General features: G+C 68.0%; 18 protein-coding genes. 1 reads left to right on the forward strand and 17 read right to left on the reverse strand.

The window, feature by feature from the left end:
• Nucleotides 1-3: 3 nt before the first annotated feature.
• The 16 genes from OG788_RS46265 to OG788_RS46340 form a co-directional block, all read right to left on the reverse strand.
• Nucleotides 4-888, reverse strand: a complete 885-nt coding sequence (locus tag OG788_RS46265) for a type II secretion system F family protein (RefSeq protein WP_406368406.1) — start codon at nt 886-888, stop codon at nt 4-6.
• Nucleotides 885-1,844 carry a type II secretion system F family protein gene (locus OG788_RS46270; protein WP_406368404.1) on the reverse strand — a complete coding sequence of 320 codons (960 nt, stop codon included), beginning with the start codon at nt 1,842-1,844 and terminating at the stop codon, nt 885-887. The genes OG788_RS46265 and OG788_RS46270 overlap by 4 nt, the downstream gene beginning before the upstream one ends.
• Entirely contained in the window at nt 1,841-3,322 is a 1,482-nt protein-coding gene (locus OG788_RS46275) for a CpaF family protein (RefSeq protein WP_406376640.1), read from the reverse strand. The genes OG788_RS46270 and OG788_RS46275 overlap by 4 nt, the downstream gene beginning before the upstream one ends.
• Nucleotides 3,312-4,133, reverse strand: coding sequence for a hypothetical protein (locus tag OG788_RS46280; protein ID WP_406368402.1), 822 nt, complete (start codon nt 4,131-4,133; stop codon nt 3,312-3,314). Before OG788_RS46280 ends, OG788_RS46275 begins: the two co-directional genes overlap by 11 nt.
• Nucleotides 4,133-4,723 carry an SAF domain-containing protein gene (locus OG788_RS46285; RefSeq protein WP_406368401.1) on the reverse strand — a complete coding sequence of 197 codons (591 nt, stop codon included), beginning with the start codon at nt 4,721-4,723 and terminating at the stop codon, nt 4,133-4,135. The genes OG788_RS46280 and OG788_RS46285 overlap by 1 nt, the downstream gene beginning before the upstream one ends.
• Nucleotides 4,724-4,858: 135 nt before the next feature.
• Complete coding sequence (locus OG788_RS46290; protein WP_406368399.1) at nt 4,859-5,425, reverse strand: ATP/GTP-binding protein; 567 nt, start codon at nt 5,423-5,425, stop codon at nt 4,859-4,861.
• A 278-nt stretch (nt 5,426-5,703) separates the two neighbouring features.
• Nucleotides 5,704-6,384 (reverse strand): hypothetical protein, encoded by a 681-nt coding sequence (locus tag OG788_RS46295; RefSeq protein WP_406368397.1) that lies wholly within the window; start codon nt 6,382-6,384, stop codon nt 5,704-5,706.
• Between the two features lie 22 nt (nt 6,385-6,406).
• Nucleotides 6,407-7,294: an ATP/GTP-binding protein gene (locus tag OG788_RS46300; protein ID WP_406368396.1), complete on the reverse strand. Its 888-nt coding sequence runs from the start codon at nt 7,292-7,294 to the stop codon at nt 6,407-6,409.
• A complete protein-coding gene (locus OG788_RS46305) occupies nt 7,288-7,809 on the reverse strand; it encodes a hypothetical protein (RefSeq protein WP_406368394.1) in 522 nt (173 codons plus the stop codon). The genes OG788_RS46300 and OG788_RS46305 overlap by 7 nt, the downstream gene beginning before the upstream one ends.
• A 904-nt stretch (nt 7,810-8,713) precedes the next feature.
• Nucleotides 8,714-9,112, reverse strand: a complete 399-nt coding sequence (locus OG788_RS46310; protein WP_406368392.1) for a hypothetical protein — start codon at nt 9,110-9,112, stop codon at nt 8,714-8,716.
• Between the two features lie 830 nt (nt 9,113-9,942).
• Nucleotides 9,943-10,503 (reverse strand): hypothetical protein, encoded by a 561-nt coding sequence (locus OG788_RS46315; RefSeq protein ID WP_406368390.1) that lies wholly within the window; start codon nt 10,501-10,503, stop codon nt 9,943-9,945.
• Nucleotides 10,504-10,636: 133 nt separating this feature from the next.
• Complete coding sequence (locus OG788_RS46320; RefSeq protein WP_406368389.1) at nt 10,637-11,539, reverse strand: ATP/GTP-binding protein; 903 nt, start codon at nt 11,537-11,539, stop codon at nt 10,637-10,639.
• On the reverse strand, nt 11,485-12,090 hold the full coding sequence (locus OG788_RS46325) for a hypothetical protein (RefSeq protein WP_406368387.1): 606 nt from the start codon (nt 12,088-12,090) through the stop codon (nt 11,485-11,487). The genes OG788_RS46320 and OG788_RS46325 overlap by 55 nt, the downstream gene beginning before the upstream one ends.
• A gap of 673 nt (nt 12,091-12,763) precedes the next feature.
• Entirely contained in the window at nt 12,764-13,669 is a 906-nt protein-coding gene (locus OG788_RS46330; RefSeq protein WP_406368385.1) for a replication-relaxation family protein, read from the reverse strand.
• Complete coding sequence (locus OG788_RS46335; protein ID WP_406368383.1) at nt 13,666-16,275, reverse strand: ATP/GTP-binding protein; 2,610 nt, start codon at nt 16,273-16,275, stop codon at nt 13,666-13,668. Before OG788_RS46335 ends, OG788_RS46330 begins: the two co-directional genes overlap by 4 nt.
• The gene (locus OG788_RS46340) at nt 16,251-16,898 is read right to left on the reverse strand and encodes a hypothetical protein (RefSeq protein ID WP_406368381.1); all 648 of its coding nucleotides are present in this window, start codon (nt 16,896-16,898) and stop codon (nt 16,251-16,253) included. The genes OG788_RS46335 and OG788_RS46340 overlap by 25 nt, the downstream gene beginning before the upstream one ends.
• Before the next feature lie 218 nt (nt 16,899-17,116).
• On the opposite strand from OG788_RS46340, the gene OG788_RS46345 reads away from it, so the two are divergent.
• Entirely contained in the window at nt 17,117-17,644 is a 528-nt protein-coding gene (locus tag OG788_RS46345; RefSeq protein WP_406368380.1) for an SMI1/KNR4 family protein, read from the forward strand.
• Nucleotides 17,645-17,778: 134 nt separating this feature from the next.
• Here the strand turns inward: OG788_RS46345 and OG788_RS46350 are convergent, their stop codons facing one another.
• Nucleotides 17,779-18,891: an NlpC/P60 family protein gene (locus tag OG788_RS46350; RefSeq protein ID WP_406368378.1), complete on the reverse strand. Its 1,113-nt coding sequence runs from the start codon at nt 18,889-18,891 to the stop codon at nt 17,779-17,781.
• Nucleotides 18,892-18,924: the final 33 nt, after the last annotated feature.

The raw sequence follows: 18,924 nt of genomic DNA on the forward strand, positions 1-18,924 counted from the left end.
GTCTCAGACGGTCAGCATGCGGATCACCGCGGGGAAGGCCATCAGCAGCATCACCAGCACGGCGAGCAGGGCGCCCGGGGCGGTCATCTTCTCGCTGGCGGCATTCGCCTCAGCGGCCTGATCGGCCAGGAGTTCGGCATTGAGCGCGGCAGTGCGGGCGCGTAGCGCTTTGTAGACGGCGGCGCCGTCGGTCGCCGAGCCGCGCATGATGTCGGCGACGTCGCCCAGGACGGGCAGGTTGTATTCGGCGGCGAGCTCCGTGAGTGCCTGATACGGCGGGATCTTCTCCAACCTGGCCCGGCGCAGCGCACCTTGCAGGAACAGGAAGGGCCAGCCGCGGCCGACCTCGGCGGCCTTCTCCAGCGCCTCCGCAGGGCCGGCGTCAGCAGCGCGCTTGAGCGCGACCAGGTCCAAGTAGGCGGACAGGGCGTGCGCGAACTCCTCCCGCGCCCGCTTCGCCTGGTCCCGCACCGCGAGGTCCGGGGTGATGAACAGCAGGCCGGCGACGATGAGTCCGACGCCGGCGGGAACGTAGAACGGCAGGCCCACCCCGGCGATGATCCACGGAATCGTCGCGATCACCGGGCACAGCAGGCCCAGCGCGGCCAACGCCACCTTCTTGAGCATGAACTGACCCGGACCCTGCCCGATCAACGCCAGATTGACGGCAGGCACCCGAACACCCGGAAGCCGTTCAAGGCGAGCCAGCAGCCACCGGCCCCACACCTCGTCACGGTCCAGCTCCGGCTCCGGCATGGTCAACGTCGCCGGGGCGCTGCGTGCGAGAGCCGGCGCCAATGCGGGCTGAGGGCGCAGCAGTTCACGAATCAGCAGGGCCAGGCCCGCGCCGACTGTGCCACCGGACGCCACGACAGGAAGCAGATTCACGGGGTGGCTCCTTCGGGCAACCGGCCAGGCTTTTGCAGCTGGTCCGGCTCCGAGGCGGGGGCGGGGGCGGGCAGCCGAACGGTGCTTGCCGGGTCGGCGACCAGGAAGCGCGGGATGCGGCGAAAGTTGCCCAACTGCCGCATCAGAGCGAGGACACCGACGAACCCGGCCGTCAAGAAGGCGAGTACGAGCTGCCCGAGAAGCGTGGAGTAGGGGCGTGTGTAGGACGGGACGAAGAACCCGGCCACCACCACACCGACCGTGATGATGGTCATCCACCGCACCGTCGTGCGAGGCTTCGCCCGGTCCGCCTCGATGGCGCGCTTCTTGGCGACCTCCTCACGGACCGTGCCCGCCAGGTCCTCCAACGCCTGCGCCAGACCCGGCCCCCGGTCGTTGACCGACAAGATGAGCGCGGCAACCACCTTGTCCGCAGTGACGTCGCCGAGTTCCTCAGCGAACGCGCGGAGCGCTTCCTGCGGCCGCCAGCCCAGCCTCAGCCGATCCGACAGGTTGGTGATCTGCCCGGCGAGTTCCTCCGGCGCCCCCTGACGGCTGGTGATCATCGCCTGCTCCAGGCCCATGCCCAGACGGAGCAGACCCGCCAGCCGCTGAGTCCACTCGGACAAACCCTCCAGCGCACCGATGCGTTCCTGCGCAAGCTGCGCCGGGCTGATCAGCCACGGCACGCCGACCGTGGCCGCACCGAGCAGCGCACCGCCCACGAAGTTCCCCGAGACCAGCCACACCACAACGAACACAGCGACCGCCGCGGCAGTGAAAGTCCGCCGGCGCAGCCGGGCATTCTCGCTCTGGCCGGGCCCGTTCCGCCTGCCCAGCCATCGCTGGCGCAGCGGAGCCCGACGCGGAGCCGTTGTACCCACCAGGCCCGCCACGACACCGATCAGCCCGGCAACCAGGGTCATGCCGCTGAGCAGCGCCCACAGCAGCGTCATCGCCCAGCCACCACCCTGAGCGGCAAGGGCGCAGACCAGGCCCCGTAGGGCTGCTGGAGCAAGGTGGAATCGAAGCCGACGCGGCGCAGATCGTCGACGCACCCCGGGTCCATCCGCGGCACCGCCCGCAACTCACCGAACTCGGCGCCGGGGGAGAAGATCTCGTTCGTAGCCGGGCGTCCGTTCTCGCCGATCCCGGTCAACTCCAAGACGTGAGAGACGTAACGGTGACGGCGGCCACCGATCTGCGTCTCATCAGTCATGTCGACGTACACGACGAAGTCCAGACCGTTCGCAGTCTGCCGGTAGGCCAGAGCCTCGGACAGGTTCTCCTGGGCGAGCGCGTACAGCTCGGCGATCCTGTCGAAGACGATGTCGGGTCGGCGAGCGTGGATGGTGCACAGATTGCCGCCGGATCCATTCGTCAGCGCCTGCATCATCGCCACGACCTCGGGGCCACGGACCTCACCGACCACAATCCGCTCCAACGACATCCGCAAAGCCGGATGCATCAAGTCCAGCAGAGTGACCTCACCGGCACTGCGACCGGTGACGTCGCGCTCGCCGTTGGACTCGCGGCCGACCAGGGAGACGACCTGGCGGTGATAGCCGTTGGCATGGGCGAACAGCTCATCCTCAGTCTGAATGGTCGCGAACCGCGTCTCTGGGTCGAACTCCTTAAGCATCGCCCGCAGCAGAGTCGTCTTACCCGCCTTCTGCTTGCCCGCGATCATGATGTTCTTCTCCGCGCGCACGCACGCCCCGAGGAACTCCCGCAGCACCGGATCGATCGTGCCGAGACGAACCAGATGATCCAGATCGGCCTGGGAGACCCGGTGCCGGCGGATAACCGCATACGTCATCGGCCCCAGACCCGTAATCGCCTGAAGGCGAGAACCATCCTGCAACGACAGGGCGAGCGTTGGGTTCGCGGTGGAGATAGTCCGCTCGTTGTGCCCCGAACCCCGAGCCAACTCCCGCAACAACTCGAGCAATTCCTCCTCCGAGTCGGCGATCGGCCCGACCATGCGGCGCTCACCGTCGCCGTAGTCCAGCCACACCTCACTCGGGCCCTGGATGATGATGTCCTCGACCCGCTCATCGTCCAAGTACGGCTGAAGCCGGCCCGCCCTAAAGAGCAGGTCATAGACGCCACGGCGCAGAGCCTCGTCCTGCTGCGGCGTCATCGCCTGGGCATCCGACCACAGCGCGACCGCCTCATTGATCCAGTCCAGACAGCGCTGCTCCTCGCCGGCCCGGTCCATGTCCGGCGTGCTCTTCAGCAGTTCCTCACGCTGCTTGGCCACTTGGGCGGCAATGTGCCGGGCAACCCGATAGTCCACCGTGACCTGCGGCGTTGAGCTGCCGAGTGCGTGCGTACTTGCGGCAGCACCGGCACCGGCAGGTGCCGCCTTGGCCGGGCGAGGACCGGGCGGCGGGGCCACCGTAGGGTCGGCGTGCAAGGGCCTACCGCGCACCGGGCACCCCCGAAGCGAACGCGGCACGCGGATCGAGGCGAGCACGCCGGACAGCAGCCCGCTGCACCAGCAGGGCGCCAGTCGTTCGAGCCGCCTTCATCAGATTTGACCTGGTGAAGTGCCGCGACTGCTCATCACCATCGGACAGAACACGGGCGTCCTTCGGCGCGTAGGGCAGCGTCGCCACCACCGGAGCCTGCAGCACCCGCTGGACTTCGCCCGCCGGGTAGGGACCCTCATCGATGACCAACAGCCCCACGTCTCCGACCCGCTCCTCCAACTGGCGCACCCGCCCTTGCGCCGCCTGCAGGCAGCGCAAGGTGTTGCGCACCACCACCAGCACCGCGTCGGCCTGCTCGGCCAGGACACCGGACGGGCCGAACGCGCCGCGGCGGCCGAGGTCGAGCAGGACATCGTGGCCGTGCTCCGCTTCGATACCGCGGAACATCTGCGCCAGGGCCTTCCACACCGAACCGAGACTCGCGGCCTGCCCGGGATCGGTGATGCCCGGCAGCAGCAGCCGGTCAGGCGACGAGTCCCGCGGACCGTCCTCGCCGTTCAAGTCGATCAACTGGCGCCAGAACGCCTCACCGAACTCGCCCTTGCGCGCCGCCACCGACAGATTGGGCAGCCCGTACCGGTCACCGAGCGTGCCCTGCAACAACCCGTGCAACACAGCCCCGCCGTCCGGATCACACTCGGCCAAAATCATCCGCCGCCCCGGCTCCAACGGCCAGGCCAGCAGCAGCGCGAGCGCGCTCGTCGTCACACCAGGCGCCCCGCTGCACCCGGCGAGTGCTATCACCGCCATCAGCGGCCGTCCGGAGCAGCGAGGACCAGACGCAGCGTGCCAGCCGACACCCACGCCGCCACAGTCGGCCCATCATCGGCCGACGTCGCGACGTCGACGACCACGACCCCAGTACCCGGGGCTGCGCCGGAGGCCTTCACCACGCGGCCGGGGAGCGTCTGCGGCGGGCTATCCGATGCCTTGCCCGTCCCGGTCTCGCCCTGGACGGGCACATGGACCAGCTGGACCTTCTGGCCCGGCACCAGCACCGTCGCCGGGATCTGCTCCGGCTTGAGCCCGATCGGCACCAGCTGCTCGCCCGCCTTCACGAGACTGTCCTTGGTCACCTGCGACGGGGCCAGAATCGAGCCGGGCCTGAGCTCTACGGCGGCCCGCTTGCCCACCACCTGGTCCAGGTCACTGGCATGAACCGCCTTCACCGCCGGGTCCAGGGCGATGGACGCCTTGCCCAGGTCCTGCTCGGTGAGAACCTGGCCGACCTGCACGTCACGGACCACAGTGACGACCTCGGTGCGGTGCCCAACCTGGAGCAGCAGGACCGCCACGCCAGCACCGCCCGCCGCGATCAGCCCCAAAGACAGGGCGATCACGCCGGGACGGCGGCGGCGCGCCGACACTCGGGGCGGGCTGACGGGGCCAGCCGCTCTGCCCTGCGGTGGCAGCCCACGGTCGGCCACCGCTGTTGATTCCTTCGTCTTACTCAACGTCGTATTCCTTCCGGCGGCCTACCTGACGACCTGTACCTCGCCGATTGCTACCTGCGCCTGCGACTGCCTGGCCTCGGTGAACTGGCCCGTCCCACCACCGCCGTTGACCTGCCAGTCGACCGCCCAGGTAGCGGTCGCGGCGACGGGGTACTTCCCACCTTTCTGGTCGGCGGACGTGCGGCTGTAGGTGTGGCCGCAGGTCGGCGACGCCTGCTTGCCGTAGAAAGCCGTGTACCTCGTACCGGGTCCGTTGCAGGTCACGGTTGATCCGTCACCCATCCGCCAGACGATCTTCGTCACCTTGGCTGTCGCGGTCACCGTCACGCCTCCCGCCGTGGCTGAGGCGGTATTCGGCCCGTACGTGGTGGGGCCCTTGTGCACCCACATCCACATCGGGACGCCCACGATGTACGTGCCGGCTGCGCGCGGGCTGGCGATCTCGGGGCCGGCGAGTTTCATCTTTGCGACGGCCTGTTGCGCGACCACGGCAGGGTCGACGGCGGGTTCACCTGGTGGTGTGTCGGCGACGAACGTGTCGATGACCGGGGCTCCGCCTGGGCCGTTCTCGCATCTGCGCTCGTACACGGCCCCGTCCTTGGAGGACTTGTCCTCCCAATACATGCTTCCCGGCGGGGGCTGCGGCTGCAGCTTCTTGACGCTACATACGGGTTTGCTGGTGTTGCCACTTCCGGTATCGGCAGGCTGTGAACCAGATCCCGAGGCCGATGAGCCGTCGTCCGCTTCGCACACCACCCACTTGCCCGCGCTGCCACAGCCGCCGCCTTCCGGCGGGCTGGCTAAGGCCTGCGCCGGAGCAACTAGCGACGCCACCACCGCAGTGGCCAGACCGAGGCCAACGTGTGTCAGCAGGCGCGCTGCTGTGGAACGACGTCCACGATCTTCCACTGCTTCCCCCACTTCTCTGCTTCGACCTTCGTCACGTAGCGAACGAGCCGGTCCTTCGGCATTTCCACGGGCTTGCCGGACTTGCGGTAGACGAACTCCCAGTTGGCGCTGTCCATGCAGTCCGTCAGCATCGCGTGGGGAACCTTCTTGTCCATCTCCAGCGCGTCGACCGCGGTCTTGTGCGCAGGCGCGCCGGTGGTCACGATGCCCTTCGACCGCAGGTCCTTCAGATCGTCCTCGGTGCCCGACAATGCGAGCGCCGCGGCGTACTGGCTGAGGTCTGTTCCTTTCGTGTCACCCTTCGCATACGCCTTGACCTGCTCGTCCCACATACGGCTGTACGCGTTAAGGACGGCGGCTTGGTCTACCGACTCAGAAGTGCTCGGACTCGGCGACGGCGAGTTCGGCGACACGGCAGACGGCGGCATGGCTGACGGCTTGGCGCTGTCGCCCGAGTCTCTGTCGTTGCTGCACGCAGACAGCGCCGTCAGGCCGGCCGTGATCAGCCCCAGCGACAGAGCGATCACGCCCGGACGGCGGCGGGCCGACACTCGGGGCGGGCTGGCGGGGCCAGCCGCTTTGCCCTGCGGTGGCAGCCCACGGTCGGCCACCGCTGTTGATTCCTTCGTCTTGCTCAACGTCGTATTCCTTCCGGCGGCCCTACCTGACGACCTGCAGTTCGCCGATCGCTACCTGTTCCTGAGACTGCCTGATCGCGCTGAGTTGGCCGGTCTCGCCGCCGCCGGCCACCTGCCAGTCCACCGTCCACGTCGACGTAGCGGTCACCGTGTATTTGCCGTCGGCCTGCGAGGCCGAGGTACTGGTGTAGGTGTGGCCGCAGGTAGGGGACTCCTGTTTGCCGTAGGCGGCTTTGTACGGCGTGCCAGGCCCGTTACAGGTGACGGCTGAGCCGTCGCCCGTCTTCCAGACGATCTTTGCGACGGTGGCGGTTGCGGTCACGGTCACACCGCCAGCGGATGCACTGGCGGTGTTCGGGCCGTAAGAGGTCTGGCTTTTGTTCACCCACATCCACATCGGCAGACCGACGACGTACTTGCCGGCCGTGGCCGGGCTGGCGATGTCCGGTCCTAGGAGCGTCATCTTGTCGAGCGCCTGCTGTGCCAGTTGTGCAGGGTCGATGGTGGCGGCGGGCGGGGTGGCCGACCAGAAGGTTTCCGGCGGTCCCATCAGACCTCCGGCGGCTCCCGCGCCGGCGATGGCCAGCGGGCAGATCCGGGTGTAGATGGCGCCGTCGCCGGGATCGTGCCCATCCCACACCGAACTTCCGGCCGGGGGCTGCGGATCCATCCGGGTCACGATGCACGGTCCCGGCACGGGCGGCTTGCCAGTGCCCTTGCCCGGGGGCGGGGATTTGCCGTCGTCCGATCCTTGCGATCCGCCGACCCCGGCGCCGACGCAGATCTCGACGATGGTGCAACTACCGACGCCGGTCGACGGCTTCGGATCAGGAGCGGCGGCCGCGGTCGTCGTGGCCGCCGCGGCCAGTAAGAGCGCGGCGCCGACGGTGTCTGCAATGTGGCTCAGCATGCGTGGTCTTGCGGTTTGACGTCCAGAACGATCCACCGCTTCCCCCACTTCTCTGCGGTCACGTTGCTCACGTACTTGGTGCGGCGGTTCTTGGGCAGGGCCACTTCGCTCTTCGTCTTGGCGTCCAGGACCTTCCATGTCGAGACGTCAACACAGTCGGTGATCTTTGCCAGTGGAACCTTCTTCTGCAGATCCAGGCTGGTGACCTTCGGATCGATCCGGGGTTTGCCCGCCGTTATCTGCCCGGACGTCTTGAGGTTCTTCAGATCGCTCTGCGCCAGGCCCAGCGCGTTGCCCTTGGCGTACCTCTCCAGCTCGGTGCCGCTCATGCTCGCCTTGGAGTAGGCGGCGGCCTTCTCGTCCCAGTAGTGCCGATAGGTGCTCAGGAGTTGCAGCCTGGCGGTCGCCTCTGGGTCGGCCGAAGATGTTGCGGGGGCCGGGGCGCTGGTTCGCGTGGAGGGACTCTCCTCGGTTCTCCCGGAGTCGTCGCCACTTCCGCAGGCGGCCAAGGCCATCAGCCCGCTCACGAGTAGCGCGGCGGTCGCTTGGATGCGAACAGAAGCAGGCCCTGACGGGCGTCGTGGTGCTTGTGTCACGTTGTCCCCCCGTGAGACGCGGTGCGAGATGGCCGCTGCCCTGAACGCCTGGGCAGGGCGACGGTGCACCCTCCGCGGCCTGGTCGAGCTGCGGTGATGCGTTTGCGTAGCCGCAAGATTACGCAGATGCCAGTCAACTTCCCACCTGAGTAAGCGAGTTCACGTGCATAACTCGGGACGTATTCGGTCACTTCCGAAACCAGAAGTCGATTTGTAGTCGTGTACCTTTGCTCGGGAATTTCGGCAGTTGAATGTCGAATGAAGGGGGTGGATGAACGCGAGCATTCACCGGAAGCGATGAGTGGTCGGTGGGCGGTCGGCCACACGGTGATCACGTCTCCGTCGAGCGTGACGCGCCTGCCCGGGAACCGGTGGCGTACCAGGTTCAGGTCGTCCAGGTTGAAGTCCCCGATCCCCTCGACCACGCAGGCACTCCCGATGCGCGAGACGGCCCGCGTCCCGGCACCGCTCGCTCAACGTCCAATTCCTCGCCCCGAGGGCATCACTGATGCAGACCCGTGTGTAGATGGCGCCGTCACCCGGCTTGTGCCCCTTCCACGCCGGACCGCTCGCGGGAGGCTGGGGATCGAGGCGCTCCACCGCACAGATCTGCGGCTTGGGCTTCTCTTGCCAGAATGCTTGCCCGGATCTCCGCTGGGATGGGCTCCGCCTGGCGATCCGGGCTGCTCCCGGCACACGGTTACGTACTGGCCCACGCCCTCGCAGTCACCGCCGATGACAGGATCGTCGTCACTCGCGACGCTGGGGGCGATGCAGACGGCGGTGGCGGCATCCGCTAAGAAGAGCGCTAAAACGGGGCGTCTCAGCATGTCTGCTTCCCATCCGGTGTGACCTCTGCGATCAGCCACTGTTTCCCCCATCTCTCCGCCTTGGCCGTGGTCATGTAGCGCAGGGGCTGCGCCGACGGGAATGGCTTCACCTGCCCCGACTTCTTCTTGATCGTGTTCCAGTGAGAGATGTCCAGGCAGTCCCGCACAGTCGCCTTGGGGACCGATTCGGTCAGCGTCAGGGACGTGACCTCGGCCCGGTGCGTGGGGGCGCCCTTAGTGGCGGTGCCCGCCTGCTGCATGACCAGGACGTCGACCATGGCCTGGCCTAGCGCCTTCTTGGTGGCGTACTTCTTCAGGTCGGTGCCTTTGATGTCCGCCTGGTTGTAGGCCTTGACTTGCTCGTCCCAGAACGCGCTGTAGGTCGCCAGCACATCCTTGCGTCCAGCGGTCTGGGGGTCGGCGCTCGGCGACGCCGACGGGTGTGCCGAACTGCTCGTGGCCGATGGCTGCTTTGCGGGGCTGTCGGAACCCCCGTCACTGCTACACGCGGACAGCGCCATCAGGCCAGCCGTGATCAGCCCCAGCGATAGGGAAAACACGCCCGGACGGCGGCGGGCCGACACCCGGGGCGGTGCCACCGGTCCTGTCGCGCATCCCTGCTGAGGGACGTCGTTCGGGGCTGTACCTACACGTTCTTCGGTCTTGCGCACTGTACTGTCCTCCCGGGCGCGTTACCTGACGACCTGAACTTCGCCGACGGCCACCTGCACATTGGTTTGCCGGATCTCGGTGAGCTGGCCGGCTTGTCCGCCGCCCTGCCAATTGCATCGTCCACGTCGAGGTCGCGGTCACCGGGAACTTGCCGCTCTGGCTACCAGCCGAGGTCTTGGAGTACAGGTGTCTGCAGGTTGGAGACTCGGCCATGCCCTTCGACGCTGTGTAGGGCGTACCGGGGCCGGTGCACGTCACGATGGAGTCGTCGCCCATCGTCCAGACGATTTCGACACTTTGGCGGTTACCGTCAGCGTTCTCGTCAGAACCGTCGTCGTTGCCGTGTGACGAGCCGTTCTTTCCTCCCGTGCTGCCGTTGCCACCGGCTTGGCCACCGGAGCCCTGCCCTGGGATGTCGACCTCGACCTCGCAGTTCCACCTGCCGCACTTGACTCCGCCGTCGCCCTCCGCGGTGCCTGCCGCGTAGCTGTCGAGGGGGCGGCGAGCGCTGCGCCTAAGACAGTCACCGTGGTGATCGCGATACGGGCGGTCAGCATGACTTCCCCTGGGGATCATCACTGGTGACCCGCCAGCCTGCCGGGTACTTCTCGACGGTGGAGACGACTACGTACTTCGTCAGCCGGTTGGCCGGGAGTTTCACCGGCTTCTTGGATTTGGCGTCGACGGTCCGCCAACGTGAGATGTCCAGGCAGTTGGAGATGGTCGCGTTCGGGATCTTCCCCGAGACGTCGACCTTGGTGACCGTAGGGTCGGTGACCGTGACGTGGCCGACGTAGATGAGGCCGCCGTCACGAGCGCGCTTGGCGTCTGTCTCGGCCTTCTTCAAGGCCGCGGACGCCGCGTACCTATCAAGACGTGCGCCCTTGCCACTGGAGTCGGCGTAGAGCTTTTCCATCTCCCGCCAGTACGCCTCGTACGCTGCGATCGCTTCCTTCTGCGCAGCCTCCTTCGGATCAGAGGTGGCGGGCGCTGTCGACGACTTCGAGACCGTCGAGGGCTTGTCCGTCGCCTCATCCTTTCCGTCGGATGAACTGCACGCCGACAGCGCCATCAGCCCGGCCGCGATCAGCCCCGTCGACAGGGCGATCACGCCCGGTCGGCGGCAGGCCGACACCCGGGACGGACTGAGAGGGCCGGCTACACCGGCCGACTGCAGCAGCCCGCGGTCGGCCACCGCTGTTGTTTCCTGGGTCTTACTCAACGTCGTAATCCTCCCGGGCGCGTTACCTGACGACCTGGACTTCGCCGACCGCCACCTGCACATTGGTTTGCCGGATCTCGGTGAGCTGGCCGGCTTGTCCGCCGCCCTGCCAATTGATCGTCCACGTCGAGGTCGCAGTCACCGGGAACTTGCCGCTCTGGCCAACAGCTGAGGTCTTGGAGTACTGGTGTCCGCAGGTCGGGGACTGGGCCATGCCCTCGGATGACGTGTAGGGCGTGCCGGGGCCGGTGCACGTCACGGAGGCGCCGTCGCCCATCGTCCACACGAGCTTCGACACCTTCGCGGTCGCGGTGACGGTGACTCCGCCCGCCGAGGCCGACGCGGTGTTCGGCCCGTACGTCGTGGTGCTCTGGGTGACCCACATCCACATCGGGACACCCACGCTGTACTTCCCGGCCGCGCGCGGACTGGCTATGTCCGGACCGAGCAGAGTCATGGAGTCCGCCGCCCGCTGGGCCAGCACCTGAGGGTCAACCTGCGCAACCGGAGGTTGTTGACCCGTCGGCACGACGACGAAGCCGTCCGCATTGTCGAGGCCGCCGTCCGTGCACCCGTAGAAGTACAGGTCGTTCTTCTTGGGGTCGGCGCCCTTCCAGGCCGGGAATTCAGCCGGCGGCTTCGGATCGACTTTGGTGTACTTGCACTTCACGTTGCTATCGCCGCTTTCGCTACCGCCTTGTGAGCCGCCCGCCTGCCCGCCGCTGCCTCCGGTCTTGTCATCGACGCCGACGTCGACGCAGAACTTGACGACCTTGCACTTTCCGGCACCGATGTCGGGATCACCGTCAGCGTGTGCGACGCCCGCCGAGGCCAGGGCAAGAGCGCCGGTGACAGCGGCGAGACGTCGGACTAACAGGCTTGCTCCTGAGCGGTCAACTTCGTGACCATCCACGTCTTCCCCCACTTTTCCAGCGTTGCGGTGCTGACGTATTTGATGAGCCGCGTCGTGGGCAGCGGGACCGGCTTCTTCGAGGCCTTGTCGATCAGGATCCAGTGGGTCGTGTCGACGCAGTCCGTGAGCGTGGCCTTGGGGATCTTGGCCTTGGTCACCTTGACGACGTTCGGATTGATCACCGGCTTTCCGGTCGTCACTTGTCCGTCACTCCGCATGACCGTGAGGTCGTGCTCAATATCGAACAGCGCCCTCAAGGTGGTGGTCTTCTTCAAGTCGGTGCCCGCGGACGAGGCTTTGCTGTAGGCCTGAGTCTGCGCATCCCAGGACCTGGTGTACGCCGCGAGGACGGCGGCATCTTCGGCACCGACGGTGGAACTGGGGGACGGCGAGACGTCTGACGGTTTAGTGCTGGGCTTGGACGACGCGTCCGAGTCGCCGTTACTGTCGCTGCACCCGGCCAGTACCAGCAGACTTCCGGCGAGCAGCAGTGCGGTTGCCTGCTTCCTAGCGGGAACAGCGGCGCTATTGGGCTCTGATGAGCGTCGTTGTGTAGCTGTCACGTTGTCTCCCCGTACGACGCGGTGCGGTCGACCGCTGCCCCTGGGCCTCCGACGTGAGGGGGCCCAGAACCGCGGCCTGGTCCAGCCGCGGTAATGCTGAGTGATCGCAAGGTTACGCATATGCCAGTCAACTTCCCACCTGAGTAAGCGAGTTCACATGCATAACTCGGGACGTATTCGGTCACTTCCGAAACTGGAAGTCGATTTGTAGTCGTGTCCCTTTGCTCGGAAATTTCGGCCGTCCGGTTTTTTTCGTACGAGGGGCGGTATGGCGTGATGGTGCCCTCGCGGAGGGGGCGTGCGGTCGGTGCGCGGGTCGGCCACACGGTGATCACGTCTCCGTCGAGCGTGACGCGCCGGCCCGGGAATCGGTGGCGTACCAGGTTCAGGTCGTCCAGGTTGAAGTCCCCGATCCCCTAGACCACGCAGGCGCTCCCGATGTGCGAGACGGCCCGCGTCCCGGCAGGCCATCCATCCTCGGCCCACCCTTCATGGTTGCGAATGGTGTCAGTGGCTTGCTTCATCCGGCATCCCCTAAGTTCAGCGCATGTGCGGCGATTGGGATCGCGCTCTGCGTTGTACGGATGTAAATTACTAGTTCGCGAAAGCAAATATCAAGTGGTTTGTGGGGCAGTTGCAAGGCTGCGACACTCCATCGCGGCAGGCCGCCGACTCACAGCTGGGTCCATGGCTGCGGCTGGCCGCCGACCAGAGGCACCCAGACATCGCCGCTGGGGCCCTGGTGTTCGAGGCTGTCCAGGACTGCTGCGCCGAGCGGCACCTGCTGGGCCAGCGCGCCCACGAGAGGGTGCTGCGCGACCATGGCCTGCAGATCGCTGATCCGGTTGTTCAGGACGTAAGGGGTGGCTCCGGTGAGCACGAACAGGACGCGCGGGAAGACTGGATACCAGCGCAGCCATCCCGGCCCGGCTGCCCGGCGCCGGCCCATGGGCGGGGGCTCGTAGGACCACAGGCGCGCGTACTCGATCAGCTTCGCCGCGAGACGCTCACTGCTCATGGTCGTGCGGTCGACCTCCACGAACGCCCTTAATTTGCGGCGGTGTTCGCCGCTGGTGACGGTGTAGTGCATGACTGCGTCGGCGACGACGCGCTCTCCCTCGCCGATCGTGTGGGAGACCTCGGGGGTCCAGTCCAGGTGCCCGTGTTCGTCACCGCGCCGGCGAGCGTCGGCAACGAACGCCAGGTGGGCACGGAGCACGGTGAGCGTGTGTGGCGTTTTCAGCGAGGCGGCGGAGCCCGAGGCGATCGGATAGGGCGGGCGGCCCCGCAGCGCGGGCCAGTCCCGCGTCAGCCGTGCGGCTTTCGGGGTGAGGAACCAGACGCGGGTGCGGTGGGCCTGGGGCAGCACGGCGAAGTCGACCAGGTGCTCGCGGCGCAGGGTGTTGAGCTGTTGGGAGACCGACTGGCGGGTGCGGTCCGGGCGGAGCAGGACGTGCAGCTGGTGGGTGGTGGCCATGCGGTGCTGGGCGAGGGTGGCCAGCAGCTGGTGGGCGAGCGGCTCGACGGGGCTGGGCGTGAACCCCGCCACGATGTTCTGCGGGGGCTGGGCGGTGGTCATTCGTATCCCTTCGACAGATGGACTCGGCTTGCGGCGGGGGCGTGTTCGGCGAGGAAGGAGCGGACGCGTCCGAGCTGGCCGGTGGCGCGCTCGGTGAGCTGGTGCAGGGGAAGGGCGCCGGCGTTTGTGAGGGCGGCCTGTTCCAGATCGGGGACCTGCTTCGGTCGGGCTTGGGCGGCGAAGACGGTGTCGAGGTGCGGACCGCGTACCTTCACCGGGCCGACGCGGCGGCCGTGCACGTTCATGGACACGTAGTGCGCGAAGCGCTCCATGGTGGCGACCCGCTCGGGGCTGGGGTCATCGCCCCACTCGGCGGTGACCGGCGCGATCGCGGAGGTCGATCCTGCAGTGGTGGCCAGGGTGGAGGCGTTTTGCATCAGAGACAGCCGTACCGGCGTCGGCAGGCGGGCCAGTAGCTGGGTCATGCCGTGGACGTGCACCTTGTACTTGCGGAAGTCCTCGAACATGGCGGCGATGGTCTCCGGCGCCGAACCAGTCAGCGTGATCAGCTCGTCGAAGTACGGGCGAAACGGCACTCGCTGGGCTTCGGGAATGTCGCGGCGCGAGCGCCCGGCCCGCAGCAGATCACGGGCCAGCAGCGCGGTCAGCAGCCGGTCGGTGGGCCCGCTGCCGCCCGGGCACACCCACACGATCATCCGGGAGTCCATCGCCGTACGGATGTCGTAGACCCCGACGGGCTGCCCCAAAAACGCGCGGGTGACGGGATTGGCGGCCAGGCGGACCATCGGGTTGAGGACCACCGCGCACGCGTCGGGCGGCAGGGTGGGGAACACCGTCCGCCACCAGGAATGGATCTCCTCATCGAGCCGGTCCTGTGCGACCGCGAGCGCCAGCGCACGAAACGCCGGGTCGGTGACCATCGCCCGCACATGAAAGAGCGTGGCCTGGTCCTCTGGTCGCCCGGCCTGGCAGGCGGCCGCGTTGACAGCGACCAGGACGGCCAGCGCAGCGGTCAGGATGGTGATCGCGCGCGGGGCTGTCGCGTCGTCCCAACCCAACGCGGACGCATAGGCGTCTGCGATCGCCTCGACGACCTCGTGCGCCTCCTGGCCGTGCTGCATGCCCAGCGGATTCCACGAACTCACCCGCGGCGAGGGACCGAGCCCGTTGAGGTCGATCAGCGAGGTGCGCTCCATCAGCGACTCGTGAGCCAGGAACGTGGTCGCGCGCGGCCAGGAGTCGCGGTGCGGATCGACGAACATCAGCCCGCCGCCGGCATGCGCCCAGCCGATCGCCTGCGCCAAGGCCCGCTCCGTCTTCCCGCCGCCGGCCTTGCCGACCCCCACCTCGAAGAACGTCTCCTGCGCGTATGTGGCCACCACACGCTCCCGCCCGTCCGGACTGCGGTAGGTGCCCTGCAACAGCAACTGCGGGTCCCCGAAAGCGAACGAGGGCAACTCCGCGGCGAGCAGCGGCAGCCTGCAATGCATGGTCGGGGGCTTGAGCAGGCCGGTCAGCTCCTGCATCCGCACCCAGTTCGCCCGCGGCGGCCGGCAGTGACCCAGCCGCCAACGCCGCTCGAAGCTGGACCGGTAGAGCCAGTGGTCACCGGCTATCCGCCACGGACCCAGCCGCCACCCGCGCATCAACCACCGCGAGCCGCCCCCGAACACGTCGAGTCCGGCCTGCACCTGCGCAAGCCGCTCCGTGGCGCGGCCCTCCTGGTTTGCCGCGCACACCACCAGCAACTGCACCCGCATCAGCTGGTCGTCTTCGGCGAGCTTGCCCAACGCCTCTTTCTCATCCACCCGCTGCGGCGCCGGCGCGACGAACAACCGCCGCGACGATCCCGCCCCCGAGGCCCTGTTGCTGAGCTGCTCCTGAAGATGCGCGAGCACCGAATCCTGGCCGCCGGCCCCTTGACGCAGCCAGCGGGCAGAGCGCTGTGCCTCGGCGCGGGCAGCCTGGTGCGCGCCGGCGAGCAGCTGACGGCGGCGTAGACGCAGCGCCCACCGGGGCGGCTGCTGAATGTCGAGCCGGATCTCGGCAAGTTCGCCGAGCTCTGCTTTCAGGTCGGACACCGCGTCGATGAGCGGCTGCAACGGATCCGGCTCCAGCGGCACCTCCCGCAGCGGCGCCACCGGCCTGCCACGCAAGACGAACTCCGCGCGTACCGTGTGCTTGCGCGGCGTGTCAGCGATCGGCTTGGCTTTCGTGACCGTGACGTCCGGTCCGAACGGGTTGATGGACAGCAGCCGTTCGCTGCTCGCCGGGCCCTCGAGGCGGTAGCGCAGCGGAGTGCTGCCGTCCGCCCGCAGCCGGATCTGCACCGCCCTCGCGCGCCGGGGCGCCCACCACGGCAGGGCGGCCGATGCACGGGCGAGCTGCAGACCGTGGCGGAAGATCTCCTCCATAGTCGGCTCGAAGTGCCGGTTCGCCACCAGTTCCAGCGCCATGCGCTGCGACGATGCCCGCGCCGCGTACCGGCGCACCACGGCCTCCCCGACCATCGTCGTGAGGGCGGCGGCGGCCGCGAGCAGGTACCAGTGCGTGCTCAGCCAGCCGGCCGCGGCGAGCAGCTCGGTGAGCAGGTCGACGACAGGGCCGGTTGCCGTTGCACCTAGTGCCGGGGCTGCGGATTCCACGTCGAGGCTCCCTTCTTCGAGAGGGTGCGGGTGAAGTACCAGTCGGTGATGCGGCCGTCGGTGAAGGTGCCGCCCCGGTCGGCGCCCGCCCACACCAGATGCACCACCGCCCGGCCGGTCGCTCCGTTTCGGCGGGCGATGACGGCCTGGACGCGGAAGCGGGCGCTGGCGAACGCGGGCGCGAGCGCCTGATCCAGGTCGTCGAAGATGTGCGGCCAGTGGGCCCGGCCGATCCCGGTGGCGTCCGCGCGGAGCAGGGATCGGCCTTGCGTGCACAGCTGGCGTTCGTCAGTGGGGGAGAGGTCCGCGGGCCATGCTTTGTCCAGCGCCTGCTGGATGGCTCGATCACCGGCGACGCCCTCGCCGTGGGCAGGCAGTGCCGATGCGTTGGCGCTGGATGGTTTCGTTGGCCGGGCGGCCCCGAAGGTGTCGTCCTTCGCGGGGTCGGAGCCGGATGGCAGGGGTGAGACGGTGGCGGGCGGTCTGGGCGAGGCAGCGGTAGGACGTGGGCTGTTGGGTGGCAGGAGCAGGATGAACAGTCCGGTCAGGGTCAGGAGCACGGTGGCGATGATGAGCAGGCGCCGAGAGCGCGGCGAGGTGGGGGTTTCGCTTTCACGGTTCATCGCCGTGCTCCGTGGCGTGCGGCGATGAGCAGGTGTCCAGGTGAGTTGTGAGCGGCTATGTCTGCGTGGTCTGTCGCCGTCCGAGGCGCGTGCGGAGGGGAGCACTTTCGCGTTCGAGCACGCCAGCTCGGGGCCCTCGGACAGGCGACTGCCTGGCTGATCACCGTCGCACCGGGTGCCCCTCGGCTGGTGTCAGTGGTGATCGCTAGCCTGACGGCGTGCCTTCCACCGATGATCGTCAGGTTCCCGCCGCGCTTGCGGCTGCCCTTGCCGTGCCCTTCGCATACAACGGCGGCGAGGGGATCGACTTCGAGCCTTTCCCGGCCTTCTTGACCGCCGAGGACACCACTGACTGGTTCCGGGCGTGGACCGGTAACCCGGAACTGAACGGGGACGCCTTTCGCGTGTTCGGCCAGGACGGCTCGGGCGGATACGCGGCGCTCTGGCTGGTGCGCTCCGGTGAGCCGCTCGTCAGCCAGCCTGTTGTCTTCCTCGGTTCCGAAGGCGAGACCGGCGTGGTGGCTCGGAGCCTGGGTGATCTCCTGTGGCTGCTTGCCGGCGGGTTTGGCCCCTGGGAGGCGGCCACCGACTACGAACCCGACTGGGCTCCGCATCCCAACGAGACATTCGCGGCCGTGGCAAGGCATTTCGCCCCGGATCGGGAACAGCCGGCCGCGACGGTGATCGAGCAGGCCACCCAGGAATTTCCGAACTTCGACGACACGATCATGGCGCTCTGTCGCTGAGCCAGGAAGGACCCCGACTCTTGTCGGGAGGGACCCGGCTGGGACCGCTAGCGCAGGGAAGGCCGGTCGACCAACCGGCTGGCAACACGGCACCTGGGGTGCCGCCATCGTGAGCCGGAAACAGCCTGTCATGGTCATAGCGGGCGGGCCCCTCCTGCATAGCCGGACATGGCGGCGACCGCGTCCAGGCGCACGACCGTGCCCGGGCGAGGCGCGTTGACCATCTGGCCGCCACCGACGTAGATCCCGACGTGGTAGATCGTCGAATCGCGGCCCGGCGCGTAGGCGTAGAAGACAAGGTCGCCGGGGCGTAGGGCGCTCTTGCCGAGGCTGGCGGGAATGCGAGTGCCGACACCGGCCTGCGCGGCCGCGGTACGCGGCAGCCGAATCCCGGCCCGGGCAAACGCGTAACTGGTCAGCCCGGAGCAGTCAAAGCCCTTGATGCTCGCGCCGCTCTTCCCGCTCGGGGAGCAGCAGATCCCGTACGACGTGCCGGCCGCGTTGCCACCGCCCCACGAGTAGGGCACCCCCCGCTGGGAGAGCGCCGCATCGATGACGGTGCGGGCCTTCCCAGACACGTTCCCCAGGTCCGGACTTTTGGCGGCCGCCGTGTACTGATCGATCCAGCCCAGCACGTTGGCCACGTACTCGTCGGAGTGGTTGTACTGCAAGATCGCCGACTTGAGTTGAGAGCGCTGGGCGAGGTCACGGCCGCCTCCGCACAGGTAGATGGCGGCACCGAGGGCGGCGTCGTCGGCGTTGTGCGGGTCGGCTCGCTTGTCCCCGTTGGCGTCGTTGCCGATCCCTTCCCACGTGGAGGGCAGGAATTGGAACGGGCCGACCGCCCGCTCGCCATTCGCGGTGCCGTCCCAGCGGCCGTTGTCGGTGTCCGGGAAGACGGTGGTGTTACCGCCGGCCCCGGAGCCATTGAGGAGGACGCCGTAGATGCGCGGGCGGATGTCGCCGTTGTCAGCGATCCCCCGGCCCACGGCGTGGTTGGACTCGACCTTGGCGATCCCGGCCAGGATCGGCCAGCGCATGCCCTGGCACTTCGGCACATGCTTTCCGACCTGCTGGACCGCCTTCTTATAGGCGGTGAGCATGCGCGCTGGGATGTCGGCGGCGCTGCCGCCCTCGGCGATTCCGCCGTCGCCCTGTGCACCCGTCTTCAGCGCGACGTACGCGCTGATCGCATTCGACACCGGCGCGGCGCAGCACACGGCGGCGAACATCAGCAGCGCCACCATGCATCCCCACCGCCGGACACGACGCCCGGGCGG

Source organism: Streptomyces sp. NBC_00647 (genome assembly GCF_045207245.1).
In the GTDB taxonomy this organism is placed as follows: Bacteria; Actinomycetota; Actinomycetes; order Streptomycetales; family Streptomycetaceae; genus Streptomyces.

Bases quoted from the DNA above. Each gene is read 5' to 3' on its own strand.
- OG788_RS46270 (WP_406368404.1), bottom strand. From the start codon at position 1,844: ATGACGCTGCTGTGGGCGCTGCTCAGCGGCATGACCCTGGTTGCCGGG.
- OG788_RS46280 (WP_406368402.1), bottom strand. From the start codon at position 4,133: ATGGCGGTGATAGCACTCGCCGGGTGCAGCGGGGCGCCTGGTGTGACG.
- OG788_RS46300 (WP_406368396.1), bottom strand. From the start codon at position 7,294: ATGCTGAGCCACATTGCAGACACCGTCGGCGCCGCGCTCTTACTGGCC.
- OG788_RS46305 (WP_406368394.1), bottom strand. From the start codon at position 7,809: ATGGCCTTGGCCGCCTGCGGAAGTGGCGACGACTCCGGGAGAACCGAG.
- OG788_RS46330 (WP_406368385.1), bottom strand. From the start codon at position 13,669: ATGACCACCGCCCAGCCCCCGCAGAACATCGTGGCGGGGTTCACGCCC.
- OG788_RS46340 (WP_406368381.1), bottom strand. From the start codon at position 16,898: ATGAACCGTGAAAGCGAAACCCCCACCTCGCCGCGCTCTCGGCGCCTG.
- OG788_RS46350 (WP_406368378.1), bottom strand. From the start codon at position 18,891: ATGGTGGCGCTGCTGATGTTCGCCGCCGTGTGCTGCGCCGCGCCGGTG.